At 59.2% G+C, this 17,862-nt stretch carries 13 protein-coding genes and 1 pseudogene; 9 read left to right on the forward strand and 5 right to left on the reverse strand.

Going from position 1 to position 17,862, the window contains the following annotated elements:
- Positions 1-220 precede the first annotated feature (220 nt).
- On the forward strand, positions 221-1,675 hold the full coding sequence (gene thiI, locus LOY56_RS01590; protein ID WP_258619153.1) for a tRNA uracil 4-sulfurtransferase ThiI: 1,455 nt from the start codon (positions 221-223) through the stop codon (positions 1,673-1,675).
- A 139-nt stretch (positions 1,676-1,814) separates the two neighbouring features.
- A complete protein-coding gene (typA, locus tag LOY56_RS01595) occupies positions 1,815-3,635 on the forward strand; it encodes a translational GTPase TypA (RefSeq protein WP_237883633.1) in 1,821 nt (606 codons plus the stop codon).
- A gap of 190 nt (positions 3,636-3,825) precedes the next feature.
- Here the strand turns inward: typA and LOY56_RS01600 are convergent, their stop codons facing one another.
- Entirely contained in the window at positions 3,826-4,266 is a 441-nt protein-coding gene (locus LOY56_RS01600; protein WP_258622555.1) for a YkgJ family cysteine cluster protein, read from the reverse strand.
- Positions 4,267-4,524: 258 nt separating this feature from the next.
- On the opposite strand from LOY56_RS01600, the gene LOY56_RS01605 reads away from it, so the two are divergent.
- From LOY56_RS01605 to LOY56_RS01625, 5 genes are all read left to right on the forward strand, one after another.
- Entirely contained in the window at positions 4,525-6,975 is a 2,451-nt protein-coding gene (locus LOY56_RS01605; RefSeq protein WP_258619158.1) for a glycogen/starch/alpha-glucan phosphorylase, read from the forward strand.
- Between the two features lie 218 nt (positions 6,976-7,193).
- Positions 7,194-10,781 carry a DUF2339 domain-containing protein gene (locus tag LOY56_RS01610; protein WP_258619159.1) on the forward strand — a complete coding sequence of 1,196 codons (3,588 nt, stop codon included), beginning with the start codon at positions 7,194-7,196 and terminating at the stop codon, positions 10,779-10,781.
- The gene (locus LOY56_RS01615) at positions 10,778-12,145 is read left to right on the forward strand and encodes a DUF3999 domain-containing protein (protein ID WP_258619160.1); all 1,368 of its coding nucleotides are present in this window, start codon (positions 10,778-10,780) and stop codon (positions 12,143-12,145) included. The genes LOY56_RS01610 and LOY56_RS01615 overlap by 4 nt, the downstream gene beginning before the upstream one ends.
- A 252-nt stretch (positions 12,146-12,397) precedes the next feature.
- Positions 12,398-13,408 (forward strand): class 1 fructose-bisphosphatase, encoded by a 1,011-nt coding sequence (locus LOY56_RS01620; protein WP_038978569.1) that lies wholly within the window; start codon positions 12,398-12,400, stop codon positions 13,406-13,408.
- A gap of 3 nt (positions 13,409-13,411) precedes the next feature.
- Positions 13,412-14,014 (forward strand): DUF924 family protein, encoded by a 603-nt coding sequence (locus tag LOY56_RS01625; RefSeq protein WP_258619163.1) that lies wholly within the window; start codon positions 13,412-13,414, stop codon positions 14,012-14,014.
- Positions 14,015-14,026: 12 nt separating this feature from the next.
- Here the strand turns inward: LOY56_RS01625 and LOY56_RS01630 are convergent, their stop codons facing one another.
- The 4 genes and pseudogenes from LOY56_RS01630 to LOY56_RS26890 all read right to left on the reverse strand — a co-directional run.
- Positions 14,027-14,359: a type II toxin-antitoxin system RelE/ParE family toxin gene (locus LOY56_RS01630; RefSeq protein WP_258619166.1), complete on the reverse strand. Its 333-nt coding sequence runs from the start codon at positions 14,357-14,359 to the stop codon at positions 14,027-14,029.
- Positions 14,356-14,628 carry a type II toxin-antitoxin system Phd/YefM family antitoxin gene (locus LOY56_RS01635; RefSeq protein ID WP_258619167.1) on the reverse strand — a complete coding sequence of 91 codons (273 nt, stop codon included), beginning with the start codon at positions 14,626-14,628 and terminating at the stop codon, positions 14,356-14,358. Before LOY56_RS01635 ends, LOY56_RS01630 begins: the two co-directional genes overlap by 4 nt.
- Positions 14,629-14,806: 178 nt before the next feature.
- Positions 14,807-15,571, reverse strand: a complete 765-nt coding sequence (locus tag LOY56_RS26885; protein ID WP_408980366.1) for a methyl-accepting chemotaxis protein — start codon at positions 15,569-15,571, stop codon at positions 14,807-14,809.
- Positions 15,572-15,664: 93 nt separating this feature from the next.
- A pseudogene (locus LOY56_RS26890) lies at positions 15,665-16,699 on the reverse strand (cache domain-containing protein); the annotation flags it as partial.
- 281 nt (positions 16,700-16,980) lie between these two features.
- On the opposite strand from LOY56_RS26890, the gene LOY56_RS01645 reads away from it, so the two are divergent.
- Together LOY56_RS01645 and LOY56_RS01650 are read left to right on the forward strand one after the other, a co-directional pair.
- Positions 16,981-17,235, forward strand: coding sequence for a hypothetical protein (locus LOY56_RS01645; protein ID WP_008068804.1), 255 nt, complete (start codon positions 16,981-16,983; stop codon positions 17,233-17,235).
- A gap of 31 nt (positions 17,236-17,266) precedes the next feature.
- Positions 17,267-17,836 carry a lipocalin family protein gene (locus LOY56_RS01650; RefSeq protein WP_258619169.1) on the forward strand — a complete coding sequence of 190 codons (570 nt, stop codon included), beginning with the start codon at positions 17,267-17,269 and terminating at the stop codon, positions 17,834-17,836.
- Positions 17,837-17,862: the final 26 nt, after the last annotated feature.

The raw sequence follows: 17,862 nt of genomic DNA on the forward strand, positions 1-17,862 counted from the left end.
GCCAGTGCCCCACCGTGGGTTTTTTGCCCCAATATCACGCTTAGAAAGGCGCAAAGCCTCAAAAAGCGCCAAACCTCGCCCTGTAATGTAGCGTTAAATTGCATAAATGACCTGTTTTGGTGCACGCAAAACCTTCTGCACATTAACTGGTTAAACCTTGAGCAATTTCCGCTATAATCCGCGCCCCCCTTTTTCGGCTGGCCCAGCGCGCGCTGTTTTCATGAAACTAATCGTAAAAGTCTTCCCCGAGATCACCATCAAGAGCCGCCCGGTACGGATGCGTTTCATCCGCCAGTTGGCCAAAAACATCCGTACCGTGCTCCGCGATCTGGACCCGGCCGTGGTGGTGAACGGTGTGTGGGACAATCTCGAGCTGGAAACCCGCGTCAGCGAGCCGAAAGCCCTGAAGGAGATGACCGAACGCCTGAGCTGCATGCCGGGCATCGCGCATTTCCTGCAGGTCGATGAGTACCCGTTGGGCGATTTCGACGACATCGTCGCCAAGTGCAAGCAGCATTTCGGTGACGCCCTGGCCGGGAAGATCTTTTCGGTGCGCTGCAAGCGTGCCGGCAAGCACGAATTCAGCTCCATGGATGTCGAGAAATACGTCGGCAGCCAACTGCGCCGTCAGTGCAGTGCAGCCGGTATTTCGCTGAAAGAGCCGGAAATTGAAGTCCGTATCGAAATTCGCGACAAACGGTTGTTCGTGATTCACAACCAGCACAACAGCATTGGCGGTTATCCGCTGGGTGCCTTGGAACAGACGCTTGTGCTGATGTCCGGCGGCTTCGATTCCACCGTCGCCGCCTACCAGATCATGCGTCGCGGGCTGATGAGCCATTTCTGCTTCTTCAATCTGGGCGGACGTGCCCACGAACTGGGCGTCATGGAAGTCGCGCACTTCATCTGGAAGAAGTACGGCAGCTCCCAACGCGTGTTATTTGTCAGTGTGCCGTTCGAGGAAGTACTGGGAGAAATTCTCGGGAAAGTCGATAACAGTCATATGGGCGTAGTTTTGAAGCGTATGATGTTGCGCGCTGCTTCCCGTATTGCCGATCGGCTGGAGATCGAAGCGCTGGTCACCGGCGAAGCGATTTCCCAGGTGTCGAGCCAGACGTTGCCGAACCTGTCCGTGATCGACTGCGTGACCGACAAGTTGGTCTTGCGCCCGCTGATCGCCAGTCACAAGCAGGACATCATCGACCTGGCCAACGAAATCGGTACTGCCGATTTCGCCAAGCACATGCCGGAATACTGCGGGGTCATCTCGGTGAACCCAAAGACCCACGCCAAGCGTCCGCGCGTGGAGCATGAAGAGAAAGAATTCGACATGGCGGTCCTCGAGCGTGCGCTCGAGAACGCCAAATTGGTGCCGATCGATCGCGTAATCGACGAATTGGGCCAGGATTTGCAGATCGAAGAAGTCAGCGAAGCACTGGCGGGCCAGATCATCATCGACATCCGTCACCCGGATGCCGCTGAAGACGAGCCGCTGGATCTCGCTGGCATTGAGGTGCAGACGATGCCGTTTTATGCATTGAACGCTCGTTTCAAGGAACTGGACCCTACTCGCCAGTACCTGTTGTATTGCGACAAAGGCGTGATGAGTCGCCTGCATGCCCACCATTTGCTCAGTGAGGGGCATGCCAATGTGCGCGTTTATCGACCGAGCTAAGTGCCCGGGGCTGTTTGCCTGTGGCCTGCGTCACCGGCCCCCCGACGCCGCCGTCAAGCTGTAACGGCTTTGACGGACTCTAAAGTTAATCGCTGCCACGACCTGTCAGCACACCGAATCCTCTGATCGAGATACACAAGTGATCGAAAATCTACGCAACATCGCCATCATTGCTCACGTTGACCATGGTAAAACCACCCTGGTAGACAAACTCTTGCGTCAATCCGGCACCCTGGAGCGCAACGAGCTCAACGACGAGCGCGTGATGGACTCCAACGACCAGGAGAAAGAACGCGGTATTACCATTCTGGCGAAAAACACCGCCATCAACTGGAACGGCTACCACATCAACATCGTGGACACCCCGGGCCACGCCGACTTCGGCGGCGAAGTTGAACGCGTAATGTCGATGGTTGACTCCGTTCTGCTGCTGGTTGACGCTCAAGACGGCCCTATGCCGCAAACCCGTTTCGTGACCAAGAAGGCTTTCGAAGCCGGCCTGCGTCCAATCGTGGTCATCAACAAGGTTGACCGTCCAGGCGCGCGTCCGGACTGGGTTCTGGACCAGATCTTCGACCTGTTCGACAACCTGGGTGCCACCGAAGAACAGCTGGACTTCAAAGTCGTCTACGCCTCGGCCCTGAACGGTATTGCTGGTCTTGACCACACCGCCATGGCTGAAGACATGACCCCGCTGTACCAGTCGATCATCGACGACGTACCAGCACCGAAAGTCGACCGTGATGGTCCGTTCCAGATGCAGATATCCGCTCTGGACTACAACAGCTTCCTGGGTGTTATCGGCGTTGGCCGTATCGCTCGTGGTCGCATCAAGCCGAACACTCCGGTTGTCGCTATCGACGCCGACGGCAAGAAGCGCAACGGCCGTATCCTGAAGCTGATGGGTCACCACGGTCTGCACCGTATCGACGTTGAAGAAGCAGCTGCCGGCGACATCGTCTGCATCAGCGGCTTCGAACAACTGTTCATCTCCGACACCCTGTGCGACCCAACCGCTGTTGAAGCGATGAAGCCGTTGACCGTCGACGAGCCAACCGTTTCCATGACCTTCCAGGTAAACGACTCGCCTTTCTGCGGTAAAGAAGGCAAGTTCGTGACCAGCCGTAACATCAAGGAACGTCTGGACAAGGAACTGCTCTACAACGTTGCTCTGCGCGTTGAAGAAGGCGACTCGGCTGACAAGTTCAAAGTTTCCGGCCGTGGTGAGCTGCACCTCTCGGTACTGATCGAAACCATGCGTCGCGAAGGCTTCGAAATGGGTGTTGGTCGTCCGGAAGTGATTATCCGTATGGTTGATGGCGTCAAGCACGAACCGTACGAAAACGTGACCATCGACCTGCCGGAAGAATCCCAGGGCGCGATCATGGAGCAAATGGGTCTGCGTAAAGGCGACCTGACCAACATGGTTCCGGATGGCAAGGGCCGTGTGCGTCTTGAGTACAACATCCCGGCTCGTGGTCTGATCGGTTTCCGTAACGAATTCCTGACCCTGACCTCCGGTGGCGGCATCCTGACCTCGATCTTCGACCGTTACGACGTGATGAAGTCCGGCGACATGTCCGGCCGTCAGAACGGTGTACTGGTGTCGGTAGCGACCGGTAAGGCTCTGACTTACTCGCTGGAAACCCTGCAGGCGCGTGGCAAGCTGTTCGTAGAACACGGCCAGGACATCTATGAAGGTCAAATCGTTGGCTTGAACAGCCGCGACAACGACCTGGGTGTCAACCCGACTAAAGGCAAGAAGCTCGACAACATGCGTGCTTCGGGTAAAGACGAAACCATCGCTCTGGTTCCGCCTGTCAAGTTCACTCTGGAGCAAGCTCTGGAGTTCGTACAGGAAGACGAGCTGTGCGAAGTCACGCCTAAGTCCATCCGTCTTCGCAAGAAGATCCTGGGCGAAAGCGAGCGTACCCGCGCTGCGAAGAAGTCCGGTAACTAAGTCATTTAGTTAGCGGGCAAAAAAACGCCCCCGACCGAAAGGTCGGGGGCGTTTTTGTTTGTCTGGGGTTTGATGAGCGTTCCCACGCTCTGCGTGGGAACGCCTCAATGGACGCGGAGCGTCCGCTTTGGGACGCGGAGCATCCCGGGCTGCATTCCCACGCGGGAGCGTGGGAATGATCATGGTAGGGTTAAAACTTCTCGAGGGTGCGGCGGCTATTGCTGCTCTCGCGCACCACTTCTTTAGGCTTATACGCGCAATACCCCGGTCGCGGTCCGATCTTCGGGTGGTTGCGGCAGGTGTCCGGGCGCTTATCATAAATAGTGCACAGACGGCTCTTACGATCCAGGTACAGGCAATCGTTGTTGCTCATGCGCTGAAGGGTGAAGATCTCGGACTTCTGGTTATAGCGCTCGACGATCCCTTCCTTTTGCAAACGCTTGGCGATGTTCTTCGGCGGATCGCCACGTTCGAACTCATCGACGATGCCGATACGGATCAGATCCTTGATCTTGACCTCGACTGGCAAGGTGCAGCAGCTGGACACGCAGGCGCCGCACATTGGGGCAGAATACTTGGCCCAGGTATCGAGGCGATCGATCTCCGCGGCGGCGATCAGGTTGGGCTTCATCATCGGTTGTTACCAGCGTGTGCATCAGGGCGCGCGATGATACCGGGACTGGTGGATTTTTGAACAACCTTTCGCCAGATTTTTTTGCTTGGCGCAAAATAGTCCTTGTGTCGGCACGACCCCTGCATTGTTTCAGGCACGCGATAACCTGATGCCGATCTATCCCGCACTAACAGGAAAAACGGCCGAACCAGAGCTTCAATGGTCTGTCAGACCGACTAGGCTCAGACAACTTCACGCTCGCTCGAGGTCTTATCGATGACTCAAGAACCACTTGTTCGCGAAGCAGAGGTGGCCGCATTCCGCGACGCCGTCTTGACCAAGCTTACCTACGCGGTGGGCAAAGACCCGGATCACGCCTTCGACCACGACTGGTTCGAAGCCATCGCCCTGGCGGCGCGCGATCACATGGTCGAGCACTGGATGGACCACACCCGGCAGATCTACCGTAAAGGTCAGAAGCGGGTCTATTACCTCTCCCTTGAATTCCTGATCGGCCGCTTGCTTTACGACAGCCTGAGCAACCTCGGCCTGCTCGATGTGGCCCGCGAAGCCATGACCGAGCTTGGCGTCGACATCGAACGCATTCGTCTGCTGGAGCCCGATGCGGCACTGGGCAACGGAGGCCTCGGGCGTCTGGCGGCGTGCTTCATGGAAAGCATGTCGACCCTGGGCATCGCCGGCCATGGTTACGGCATTCGTTACGAACACGGTTTGTTCCGTCAGGCCATCGTCGACGGCTGGCAACAGGAACAGACCGAACACTGGCTGGATTTCGGCAATCCGTGGGAGTTCGAACGGCCGGAGGTCGCCTATCCGATCGGCTTCGGCGGCAGTGTCGAAACCGTGACCGATGAAAACGGCAAGTCCCGGCAAGTCTGGTCCCCGGCGGAAACCGTGCGGGCCATTGCTTATGACACGCCGGTGGTCGGTTGGCACGGCGCGAGTGTCAACACGCTGCGGCTGTGGCGTGCCCGGGCCATGGAAGATTTGCACCTGGAGCGCTTCAACGCTGGCGACCACTTGGGCGCGGTCGCCGAAGTGGCCCGGGCCGAAAGTATCTCCCGCGTGCTCTACCCGGCAGACAGCACCGAGGCCGGCCAGGAACTGCGCCTGCGTCAGGAATACTTCTTCGTCGCCGCGTCCCTGCAGGATTTGCTGCGCCGCCATCGCAACATGCACACCTCGGTGCTGACCCTGGGCGATCACGCGGCCATTCAACTCAACGACACTCACCCCTCGATTGCCGTGGCCGAGTTGATGCGTCAGTTGGTCGATGTTTATGACGTGGCGTGGGATGCGGCGTGGCAGGTCACCGTCGACACGCTGTCGTACACCAACCACACGCTGTTGCCGGAAGCGCTGGAAACCTGGCCGGTCGGTTTGATGGAGCGGATGCTGCCACGGCACATGCAGATCATTTATTTGATCAACGCCCAGCACATCGACTCATTGCGCGCCAAGGGCGTTCACGATTTCGACGTGTTGCGTGCGGTGTCGCTGATCGAGGAGGACAACGGTCGTCGCGTGCGCATGGGCAACCTGGCGTTCCTTGGTTCTCACAGCGTTAACGGCGTGTCCGGCCTGCACACACAGCTGATGCGCAGCACAGTGTTTTCCGAGTTGCATAAACTCTATCCGGAGCGGATCAACAACAAGACCAACGGCATCACCTTCCGCCGCTGGCTCTATCAGGCCAACCCCGAGCTGACCTCGATGATGGTCGACGCCCTCGGCCCGGATCTGCTGGATAACCCCGAAGAGCGCCTGATAGGGCTGGAACCGTTTGCCGAGAAGGCTGAATTTCGCAAACAGTTCGCCGAACAGCGGCTGCACAGCAAGAAAGCCCTGGCGTACCTGATTCATGAACGGCTGGGGGTCGCGATCAACCCGGCGGCGATGTTCGATGTGCAGGTCAAGCGGATCCACGAATACAAACGTCAGTTGCTCAACCTGCTGCACACCGTTGCGCTGTATCAGGCGATTCGTGCCGAACCGGAAATCGACTGGGTGCCGCGGGTGAAAATATTCGCCGGCAAGGCGGCGGCCAGTTATCACCAGGCCAAGCTGATCATCAAGCTGACCAACGACATCGCCCGCGTGGTCAATAACGACCCGACCGTGCGTGGTTTGCTCAAAGTGGTGTTCTTGCCCAACTACAACGTGAGCTTGGCTGAAAGCATCATTCCGGCGGCGGATTTGTCGGAGCAGATTTCCACCGCCGGCTTCGAAGCCTCGGGCACCAGCAATATGAAATTCGGCCTCAATGGCGCGCTGACCATCGGCACCCTGGACGGGGCCAACGTGGAGATGTGCGAACGCATCGGCGCCGAACACATGTTCATCTTCGGCCTCAGCGCCGAGCAAGTGGAGGCGCGCAAGCTCAACCATGAATTCAACGCGGCGCCGGACATTGCCGCCTCCCATCGACTCAATGACGTGCTGCAAGCGATTCGCAGCGGTGTGTTCTCACCGGATGATCCGTCCCGTTACACCAACTTGATCGATTCGCTGGTGGACTACGACCGCTTCCTGGTCTGCGCCGATTTCGATTCCTACTGGAACGCTCAGATGCGCGTCGAGGCTCACTGGCACGACTCGAAAGAATGGTGGCGCTCGGCGGTATTGAGCAGCGCACGGATGGGTTGGTTCTCGTCCGACCGGACCATTCGCGAGTACGCCACGGATATTTGGAAAGCGTTGGAGTAACTTTTAGCAATAATTGCGAGTCCGGCCCGACGGTTGTTGAGCCGGACCGATATACTAAGCACCAGTTTTGCCGGATGTTTCAGTGACCGCTGCGCGAACGTCTTCGCGGGCAAGCCTCGCTCCTACAAAAGGACATTGATCGCTGTAGGAGCGTGGCTTGCCCGCGATGACGTCAGTGCAAACGCCACAAGGCAATGGGCCGCTTAGGGATATCGACCATGCAATGGATGTTCATGCTGATTGGGCTGCTGCTCGGCTGGATGCTTGACGAGTCGTTCAGCGGTGCGCTGTTGGGCGCTTTGCTCGGGCAGGGTATCGGCCAGGCCATTCGCATCGGCCGCTTGACGACTCAAACCGCCGAGCAGCGACGCTTGCTGGATCAGGCGCAGGTTGCGCTGAATGCGGTCGAGCAGCGATTGACATTGCTGGAAGTGTCGGGCGTCAAAACGCCTGAAGCCAGTGAATCTGTGGCCAGCGAACCCGTTCCATCTCCTGAAATCATTGTCGAGCAAGCCCCTGTCGCCACCGCGGAATTGGTCTGGGAACTGCCGCCCGAACTCGAACCGATCGCAGCAGCCGCCACCGAAACCAGTCGTCCGCAGCCCGATGATCTGTGGAAACCCGAGCCCGTCACCCGCGAACCACAGCAACCGGCAGCACCTCGCGGCCCGAACTTCATCGAACGCGCCATCAGCGGCGCACGCAACTGGCTGTTCGGCGGCAATACCGTGCTGCGGGTCGGCGTGCTGCTGTTGTTTCTCGGCCTGGCCTTCTTATTGCGCTACGCCACCGAAGGCATGGTGGTACCGGTCGAGTTGCGTTACGCCGGTGTCGCGGCGGCGGCCTTGGGCTTGCTCGCGCTGGGCTGGTGGTTGCGCCTGCGCAACAGCAATTACGCGCTGATGCTGCAAGGCACCGGGATCGCGGTGTTGTACCTGACTGTATTTGCCGCGATGCGTCTGCATCCATTGCTCGACCCCACGGCTGCACTGGGGCTGCTGGTGGTGGTAACAGTGTTCTCGGCAATTCTCGCCATTACCCAAAACGCCTTAGGCTTGGCCGCCGCAGCCGCCTTGGGCGGTTTCGCCGCACCGATCCTGACTTCCACCGGCGCTGGCAACCATGTCGCGTTGTTCAGCTACTTCGCCTTGCTCAATGCCGGCATCCTCGCCATCGCGTGGTTCAAGGCCTGGCGGTTGCTCAACCTGATCGGTTTTGTCGGCACCTTCGGCATCGGATTGGCCTGGGGCCTGCGTTCCTATACACCAGAGTTGCTGTGGAGCACCGAGCCGTTTCTGATTCTGTTTTTCCTGATGTACCTGGCCATCGGGTTGTTGTTTGCTCGGCGCAAGCTGCTGGAAATGAGCGATGCGCCCGAGGACGACAGCCGCGATGCACTGCTGCACTGGTCGGTGCGCAAGGGCGATTACGTTGACGGCACCATGCTGTTCGCGCCACCGCTGGTGGGCTTCGGTTTGCAGTTTGCGTTGGTGGAGCACCTGGAATTTGCCGCTGCTTTCAGCGCCTTGGCGCTGGGCATGATTTACATGGGGCTGGCCCGGTTGCTGATGGGTGGACGAGCGCTGTTGTTGGCGGAAACCTGTCTGGCGCTGGGGGTGATCTTTGCCAGCCTGGCGATCCCCTTGGGGCTCGATGCACGTTGGACCGCGGCGGCTTGGGCGGTGGAAGGCGCGGGGATTTTCTGGCTCGGCCTGCGCCAACAACGACCGCTGGCGCGAGCCTTTGCCTTGCTGCTGCAACTGGGCTCGGCACTGGCCTTCCTCAGTGAATTGCGTAGCGGCGAGAACAGCCTGCTCGATGGCGCCCCGTTGGGGGCGTTGATGCTCGGCATGGCGCTGCTGTTCAGCTTCTACCAATTGCGCAAAGCATTGCCCGAACAGGCGTCGCAGTGGGAGCGCAAAGGATTGCCGGTGTTGGCTTGCCTGGGCCTGACCTATATCTATCTGCTGGCGCCGCTGTTTTTCCTCACTCACGGCACGGCGATCAGTTGGGCGCTGGCAGGGTTGGCGACGTTGTTCGTCGGCCTGCGCCTGCAATCGCGAACGTTCCTGTTCACCGCGTTCGCCGTGCAACTGCTCGGCGGAGCGTTGTTCCTGTTGCGGCTGCAAGGGGCGGGTGGTGAGTCGGCTGCGGTGTTCAGCGCCGGTTGGAGCGGTTTACTCAGCGCGTCCCTGATCGGGCTGGCGTTGATCGCCGGGATGTTGCTGGCGGCCCGCGACGACATGGTGCGCAATGACGTGCGTTTGCTGCGCGGCTTGTCAGTGGTGTTGCTGGCCGGTCTGGTGCTGATCAACCTCGCCGTGCTGTTTGTGTTGCCATGGCAAACCGCGAGTGCGGTGTGGGCAGCCAGTGGTTTGTTCATCATCTGGTTGAGCCTGTACCTGAAGCAGCGCGTGAGTTTTGTCTTTGGTCTGCTGTTGCAGGTGATCGGCGGTGCTGCGTTCCTGTTCGCCGGGCCGGACCTGCTCGGCCCGCTGTTCAGCGAAGGGTTGCGACCGCTGGCGCATAGCGGTTTCTGGACGCCGCTGGTGCTGGGGCTGGCCGCATTCGTCGGGGCCTGGCGTCTGCAGCTTGGCAATCATGCTTCGGCCTTCGATGGGCTGAGTCTGCAACGCTTGTCCGAAGTGTTGCTGGTGTGGGGCGCGGGTTGGTGGGCGCTGGCGTGGGTCAGCGAAGTGCTGCGCTTTGCGCCGTTGAATCTGCAAGCCACTTTGTTGCTGGCCGTCGCCGCCGTGAGTGTCGCGCTGTGGACGCTGTTGGCGCTGCGCCAGACATGGTCGTCGCTGGGCTTGCTTTGCACCTTGCTAATTCCAGCCGCCGGTCTGGTGCTGCTCGCGGCCTGGTATTCGCGTTATCACCCGGCCGCCAACTTCGGCTGGTTGGTTTGGGTCGCGGTGTTTGTCGTGCATTTCATCTCCCTGCGGCGCCTGGCGCCGACGCTGCCTGCAAGAGCCCTGAGCACCGCCCATGTGCTCGGCTGCTGGCTGTTGATCGGCGTGCTGGCCCTGGAGCTGCGTTACGGCTTGCTGCTGTTGTCGGAGCAGTACAACGCCTGGCGCTGGTTGGGCTGGGCGATTCTGCCGAGTCTGTATCTGGTGCTGATGGCCGCGCCGCGTGCGTGGCCATGGCCGGTGTCGGAGTATCCCCGCGAGTACCGGGTCTATGCCGCTGCGCCGTTGGCGTTGTTGATGCTCGGCTGGTTCTGGCTGGCAAACATCGCCAGTGACGGCACCGCCGAGCCACTGCCGTATGTGCCGCTGATTAACCCGCTGGAGTTGGGTCTGTTGTTTGCCCTGTTCGGCGTTTACGTCTGGTCTCGGACCGCCGTGACGCAACTGGCGATTCGCAAGGAGTACGCCGATAACGCCACGCAAGTAATTGCCGGTGTTTCGCTGTTCGTCTTTTTCACCGCGCTGGTGATGCGCACGGCTCACCACTGGGGCGGCGTGCCGTTCGCGCTGGATCTGCTGCTTGAATCGATGCTGGTGCAGGCCGGCCTGTCCATCGTCTGGACCCTGATGGCCCTGAGTCTGATGATCGGTGGGCATCTGCGTCATCGCCGCGAAGTCTGGCTGATCGGCGCGGCGCTGATCGCGCTGGTGGTCGCCAAGCTGTTCTTCGTTGAATTGAGTAACCGCGGCGGGCTCGCGCGGATCGTGTCGTTTATAGGCGTTGGCGTGTTGCTGTTGGTGGTGGGCTATTTCGCCCCGTTGCCGCCCAAGCGTGCCGAGGCTGTGCCGGATGTCGAAAAACCGGCCCCTGAAACCGAAGGAGTGTCGTCTTGAGTCAGAAGCTGAACCTGGGCTTGTGGGGGGCTGTGTTGCTGGGGGTGACGCTGTCGGCCGGCGCGCAGGAAAAACCGGCGGACTTTGCCGCTCAGGTGCCGTTGTCCGTGAGTGGCGAGGGCCCGTGGTATCGCCTGGAATTGCCCTTGGGCGTGCAACTGAAGGCGCGGCAAACCGATCTCAGCGATCTGCGCGTGTTCAACGCCGCCGGTGAGCCTCAGGCTTATGCTCTGGCCCGAGAGCCCGCGCAGACCCGCGAAAACCGCACGCTGAACGACGTGAAGTGGTTCCCGTTGTACAACTCGGCGGATGCCACCGAACGCGCGCCGAGTGTGCGCGTGCAATCGAACACCAACGGCACGTTGATCGAAGTGCAGCCGTCCAGCCAGTTGGAGGCGGGCGAAGAAGAGCTGCGCGGTTGGTTACTCGACGCCAGCCGCATCAAGGCGCCGTTGCAGCAATTGATCCTCGACTGGACCAGCGATCGCGACGGTTTCCAGCGTTTCAGCATCGAAGCCAGTGACGATTTGCAGCATTGGCAGTCTTGGGGCGAAGGGCAGGTGGCGCGTCTGACGTTTGCCGACGAACGGGTCGAGCAACATGAGGTTGGCCTGCCGGGGCAATCGGCGCGCTATTTGCGCTTGCTGTGGAGTTCACCTCAATCGGCGCCCGTGCTGACGTCGGCGCAACTGGAAAGCACTAACCCTCGCACCTTGCCGCTGCCGCTAGTCTGGTCGCAACCGTTGGCTGGCACCAGCGTGAAGGCCGGTGAGTACATTTGGCAATTGCCGATGGGGTTGAACGTTCAGCGTTTGCAAATCGAACTGAGTCAGCCCAACAGCCTGGCCCCGGTGACGTTGTCGGGGCGCCGGGAGACTAGTCTGCCGTGGCAACCGATGACCAGCGGTTTGCTTTATCGTCTGACGCAGAATGGCCAGGACGTGGTGCAGAACGAATTGCAGTTGCCGGGCCAGACCGTGCAGCAATTGAAGCTGACTGTGGATGAGCGCGGCGGAGGTCTGGGCGCCGAAACGCCGACCGTGCGGTTTGCCGTGCGGTCCACGCAACTGGTGTTTCTGGCGCGCGGGGCCGGGCCTTATACGCTGGCGCTGGGGAGTGCGACGGTGAAGGCGGCGAACCTGCCGTTGTCGACGCTGATACCGGATTACAGCGCCGCGAAGCTGGCGGCGTTGGGCAAGGCGACCGTGGAGGGTGGGGTCGTGGTGACTCCGGCGGCAACCCTGCCAACAGTGGCGGACACGAACTGGAAGAAGTTCGGGTTGTGGGCGGTGCTGTTGCTCAGTGTGCTGGTTCTGGGGGGCATGGCGTTCAGCTTGCTGCGCAAACCACCCGTCAAATCCTAGGCTGGCGCTTCGCGCCAGATCGCGGGCAAGTCGGATCGCCGCCCGCTCGCCCCTACAAGAGCGAGGCTTGGCCGCGAAGGCGTCCTTGCGGCCATCAAAAATATTTAAACTGCCGCCAATTGCGGCCCCATTTCGAACTACGCTCAACCCCGCGCATGAACTCTATTGGGCGCATCACGTCTGATAGGAGGAAATGCGCCCCGACTCGCGTTAAACTGCGCGGGTTTTTAGCCCCCCATTCCGGAGTCTTCCATGTCCCGCGTTACCTTGAGTCGCTATTTGATTGAGCAGACCCGCAGCAACAACACTCCTGCCGATCTGCGTTTCCTGATAGAAGTGGTGGCGCGTGCCTGCAAGGAGATCAACCACGCCGTGTCCAAAGGCGCCCTGGGTGGCGTTCTGGGCAGCATGGGCACTGAAAACGTCCAGGGCGAAGTGCAGAAGAAGCTCGATGTGATCTCCAACGAGATCTTGCTCGAAGCCAACGAATGGGGCGGTCACCTGGCCGGCATGGCGTCCGAGGAAATGGACAATGCCTACCAGATCCCGGGCAAATACCCGAAAGGCGCGTACCTGCTGGTATTCGACCCGCTGGACGGTTCGTCGAACATCGACATCAACGCGCCGGTCGGCACCATCTTCTCGGTACTGCGTTGCCCGAACGAATACCTGACTCAGAACGAGCCCTTGAATGAAAAGGCCTTCCTGCAGCCAGGTACCCAGCAAGTGGCCGCCGGCTACGCGATCTACGGTCCGCAGACCATGCTGATCCTGACCTTGGGCGATGGCGTGAAAGGCTTCACCCTGGACCGTGAAATGGGCAGTTTCGTACTGACCCACGAAAACATCACCATTCCTGAAACCACCCAGGAATTTGCCATCAACGCGTCCAACCAGCGTCACTGGGAAGCACCGGTACAGCGCTACGTCGGCGAATTGCTGGCAGGTGATGAAGGCCCGCTGAAAAAGAACTACAACATGCGTTGGGTTGCCGCAATGGTCGCCGACGTGCACCGCATCCTGAACCGTGGTGGTCTGTTCATGTACCCACGCGACAGCCGCGAGCCATCGAAACCGGGCAAATTGCGCCTGATGTACGAAGCCAACCCGATGTCGTTCCTGGTGGAACAGGCGGGCGGCGCGTCTACCGACGGCCACCAGCGCATCCTCGACATCCAGCCGGAAGGCCTGCACCAGCGTGTTGCGGTGTTCCTCGGTTCGAAAGAAGAAGTTGCCCGCGTCACGGCTTACCACAAGGAATAAGCCATGACCGCGCCCTGGCAGCCGTTGCTCGAGTGGTGGTTCGGATCTTTCGAATCACCCAACGAAATAGCGGCTGACAAGAGCAAGTTATGGTTCGGCAAGCGCGACAGCCAGGACCTCGAAGCGCGGATGCGTTTCGCGGATCTGGTCGAGCAAGCACTGGCCGGCGGATTGACCGAATGGGTGCAATGCCCTGAAGGTTGGCTGGCCCTGGTGCTGCTGCTCGATCAGCTGCCACGAATGATCTTTCGCGACACCCCCAAATCCTTTTCAGGCGACCTCAAGGCTCAGGCACTGGTAGCGCAAGGCATAGCCGCGGATTTCGATCGGCAACTGCGACCGATCCAGCGGGTGTTTATCTATCTGGTATTCGAGCACAGCGAGAATCTGGCGGTGCAAAACGAAGCGGTTTCGCGGTTTCTAGATCTGGTTGAACAGCAGCCAGAGGCGGATCGGGCGGTATTTGCCGATAACCTGGATTATGCCGAGCGGCATCAGAAGATCATTGCGCGGTTTGGACGGTTTCCCCATCGCAATGCGGTGTTGGGGCGCGAGTCTACGGCTGAGGAGCTGGAGTTTTTGAATGGGCCGGGGTCGCGGTTCTGATGGGCTGTGAACTCACGGATTCCCTTGTAACAGTCGCTTCATCAGCAGTGTCGATAGGTTTTTCCGCGTATCGGCAATGATGTGGACGTAGATCGTTTGTCCCCGCACTTCATAAATGATCCGGTTCATTCCCGAGAGAGTTTGTCGATATTGGCTGAGATTGAGCTTCTCAATCTCTTCCGGGACTGACCCGGCATAGGGCTGGTTTCCCAAATGACGGATGGCTGCTTTCAGATTGGCGTAGGTGTTTTGCCATGTCTGCGTAGAAAATTGTTTGGTGAGATAGGTACGAATTTCTTTGAGGTCTGTTTCGGCGGACTGAAGAATGACGACCTTTAAACTCATTGATGGTCGTCCTTGTCCAATTCTGCGAAGACGTCTTCGGCATCCCGAAACTTGCCCTCTTCAATCTCCCGATTACCCATTGCCAAGAGCTTTAAAAGAGCCATTGTGTCTTCTTGCTCTTCAAAGCTTTTCACATCCATGACCACCAGCTTCGCTTCACCGTTTTGGGTTATCACCAAGGGCTCACGGCTCTCGGTGAGCGTTTTAACGATTTCCGCAGTGTGGCTTTTCAGGTAACTGATCGGCTTGATTTGAGATGAAAGCTTCATGGGATGAGCCTCGTCAGATTGAATAGGACTGAGTTTAGTCTTAATTCAGTCCTGCGTCAGGCTGGCACCGACCAACGTTTTCAGTAGGGTCGGGTCTCGGTTCTAGATTTTCGTCGCAGCCGATGCCGTCTTCGCGGGCAAGTCGGACCGCCGCACCGCGAAGGGGCCGTTGAAAACACTAGATCCTGAAACTGCCAACCAACTGCTGCAACCGCGCCGCCTGCTGCTCAAGATCAGCACACGCACGCAAAGTCGACTGCACGTTCTCCACACCTTCCTGGTTCAGCGTGTTGATTTCGGTGATGTCGACGTTGATCGACTCGACCACCGCCGTCTGCTCTTCGGTCGCGGCGGCCACCGACTGGTTCATCCCGTCGATCTCACCAATGCGCTGCGTCACGCTGACCAGGCGTTCGCCCGCCTGGTTGGCGATGCCGACGCTGCTTTCGCTCTGGCGCTGGCTGTCGGTCATGGTGCTGACCGCTTCCCGGGCGCCGACTTGCAGTTCTTCGATCATCTTCTGCACTTGCTGCGCCGAATCTTGAGTGCGGTGGGCGAGGTTGCGCACCTCATCCGCGACCACGGCAAAACCACGGCCGGCTTCACCGGCACGGGCGGCTTCGATGGCTGCGTTGAGCGCCAGCAGGTTGGTTTGCTGCGAGATGCTGGTGATCACTTCCAGAATCTGGCCGATGTTCACCGTGTTGCTGTTCAGTGTTTCGATGTTGCCGCACGAGTCGCTGATCTTCACCGACAGCTGCTGCATCGCCGCGATGGTTTTATCCACCACTTGCTGACCGTCTTCGGCCAAGGCACGGGCGTCGCTCGAATGTTGCGAGGCGAGGGCGGCGTTCTGGGCGATTTCCTGAGCGGCGGCGCCGAGTTCGTTGATCGCTGCAGCCACGCTGCTGGTGCGTGAGGCTTGCTGATCGGAGTTGAACATCGATGAGTTAGACGCTGCGACGACCCGCAAGGCGACTTCATTGACTTGCCCGGTGGCCGAGGACACTTCGCGGATCGAGGTATGAATACGTTCCACAAAACGGTTGAACGAGGTGCCCAACGCACCAAATTCGTCCTGGCCGTGAATGGTCAGACGCTTGGTCAGATCACCTTCGCCCTCGGCGATGTCATGCATGGCGCGGCCCATGGTCAGCAGCGGTTGCATCAGCACGCGGATCAACATGCCCAGCAGCGCGATGATGATCACTACGGCGATGACCATGGCAATGATTGCCGAAGTGCGAAATTCGCTGAGCATCGAGAACGCGGTGTCTTGGTCCAGCACCAGCGCTACGTACCAGTCCGCCGATGGCACACCATTAACGTGAGTGAAGGACATGAACCGGGTTTTGCCGTCCAGTTCGACTTCCTTCAGGCCCGGGCTGATTTTCGGCGCGCCGTTCGGATAGGCGTCGGCCAGGTTTTTAAGCACCAGTTTGCTGTCCGGGTGGATCAGGATCTTGCCGTCGGCGCTGATGATAAAGGCATGGCCATGACCGCCGAAATTCAGCAAGTTGATGATTGCGCTGATGCTAGACAGATCAATGTCTGCGCCAGCGACGCCAATCATTTGATTCTGGTGCTTCACTGGCGTGGCAACGGTGATTACCAGTTTGCCCGACGACGCCGCGATGTAGGGTTCGGTGACGATGGTCTGTTGCGCGTTGTTGGCCGCCTTGTACCAGCCACGGGCGCGGGGGTCGTAGTCCGCCGCGCGATTGCCGGCCGGGACCGAGAACATCACGCCATCGGTGCCGCCGAAGTAGCTCAGCTGAAAGTTGCTGGTGTAGGCCGGCAGGTCGATGGCGCGCTTGAGGTCGGCCGGGGCGCTGCCGTCCACGGCGATCTGCTGGGACAGCGATTGCAGCAACTGGATGCGGCTTTCCAGCCAGGTCTGGATGTTGCTGGTGGTCAGGCTGCCGAGTTCCTGCATTGAAGACTCGGTACTGCTGCGCAAAGTCTGCCGCTGGCGATAATCGTTGAACAGGATGAAACAGGCGAATGCAACGGCCACCACGAGCGCGGCTGCCAACAGTATTTTGTGGCTGAATTTCATGTTTCTGGTCATTAAATGAGCTACCGCGAAGGGCTGATCAACGATGGGCGTCAATTTGCCGCAGTGGAAGGCTTTGCACTGCTTCTATGTCGACTGGCCGGCGCCAAAGATTAGGCGGTTTCTGTGAAAACCGACGAAATACTCAATGGCGCGAAAAAGTGGCTGATTTATCGCCGGAAGGCTGACGGACGGCCGAACAAATAGGCGGATGCTCAGGGAACCAGACAGGGGTTTTCTCTTCTAAGCTTCAGCTTGGCAGCCATGCCATTCCTTTCTGCCCCAGGAGTTACACCATGTCGCTGCGATCTATCGCCTTGCTCTCGTTCTGCGTGTTGTTGGCCGCATGCGGCAAGATCAATCAGGAAAATTACTCGAAGCTGTCGACCGGCATGCCCAAGGCCGAGGTTGAAACCTTGCTGGGTAAACCGGCCGATTGCTCGGGCGCGCTCGGCATGTCCAGTTGCACCTGGGGCGACAAAAACAGCTTTATCAGCGTGCAGTATGCCGGTGACAAAGTGCTGATGTTTTCCGGCCAAGGCTTGAAATAAACCGGGGCTTGCGCCCACGGGAGAAAAAATAATGAAGCGGTTACTGATCGTTCTTTTTGCCGGCCTGGTATTGGCCGGCTGCGCCACTTCTGGCGTAGATCCATTGGCGCCCAAGACCGTCAATAGCGTCAACCTCAAACGTTATCAGGGAACCTGGTACGAATTGGCGCGTCTGCCGATGTATTTCCAGCGCAACTGCGCGCAATCCGAAGCCCATTACAGCCTCAAGCCTGACGGTGACATGGCAGTACTGAACCGCTGCCTGACGTCAGATTGGCAATGGGAGGAGGCCAAAGGCACGGCTTCCCCGCAGGTGCCCGGCAAGGCCGACAAGCTATGGGTCGAGTTCGATACCTGGTTCTCGCGACTGATACCCGGTGTGTCGAAGGGCGAATACTGGGTCTTGTACGTCAGCGATGATTACAAGACCGCGATTGTCGGCGACCCGAGCCGCCGTCATCTCTGGCTGCTGTCACGCACCCCGACGGTCAATGGTGTAGTGCGCGAAGAACTGCTGAGCAAGGCGCGTCAGCAGGGTTATGACACGACACGGCTGATCTGGCGCACGTCGGATACCAAGATGGCCAAGACTTCGAACTAGCGGCGCGGCCGAAAAAAAGATCGCAG

Origin of the sequence: Pseudomonas sp. B21-048 (assembly GCF_024748615.1) — a bacterium.
Classification (GTDB): domain Bacteria; phylum Pseudomonadota; class Gammaproteobacteria; order Pseudomonadales; family Pseudomonadaceae; genus Aquipseudomonas.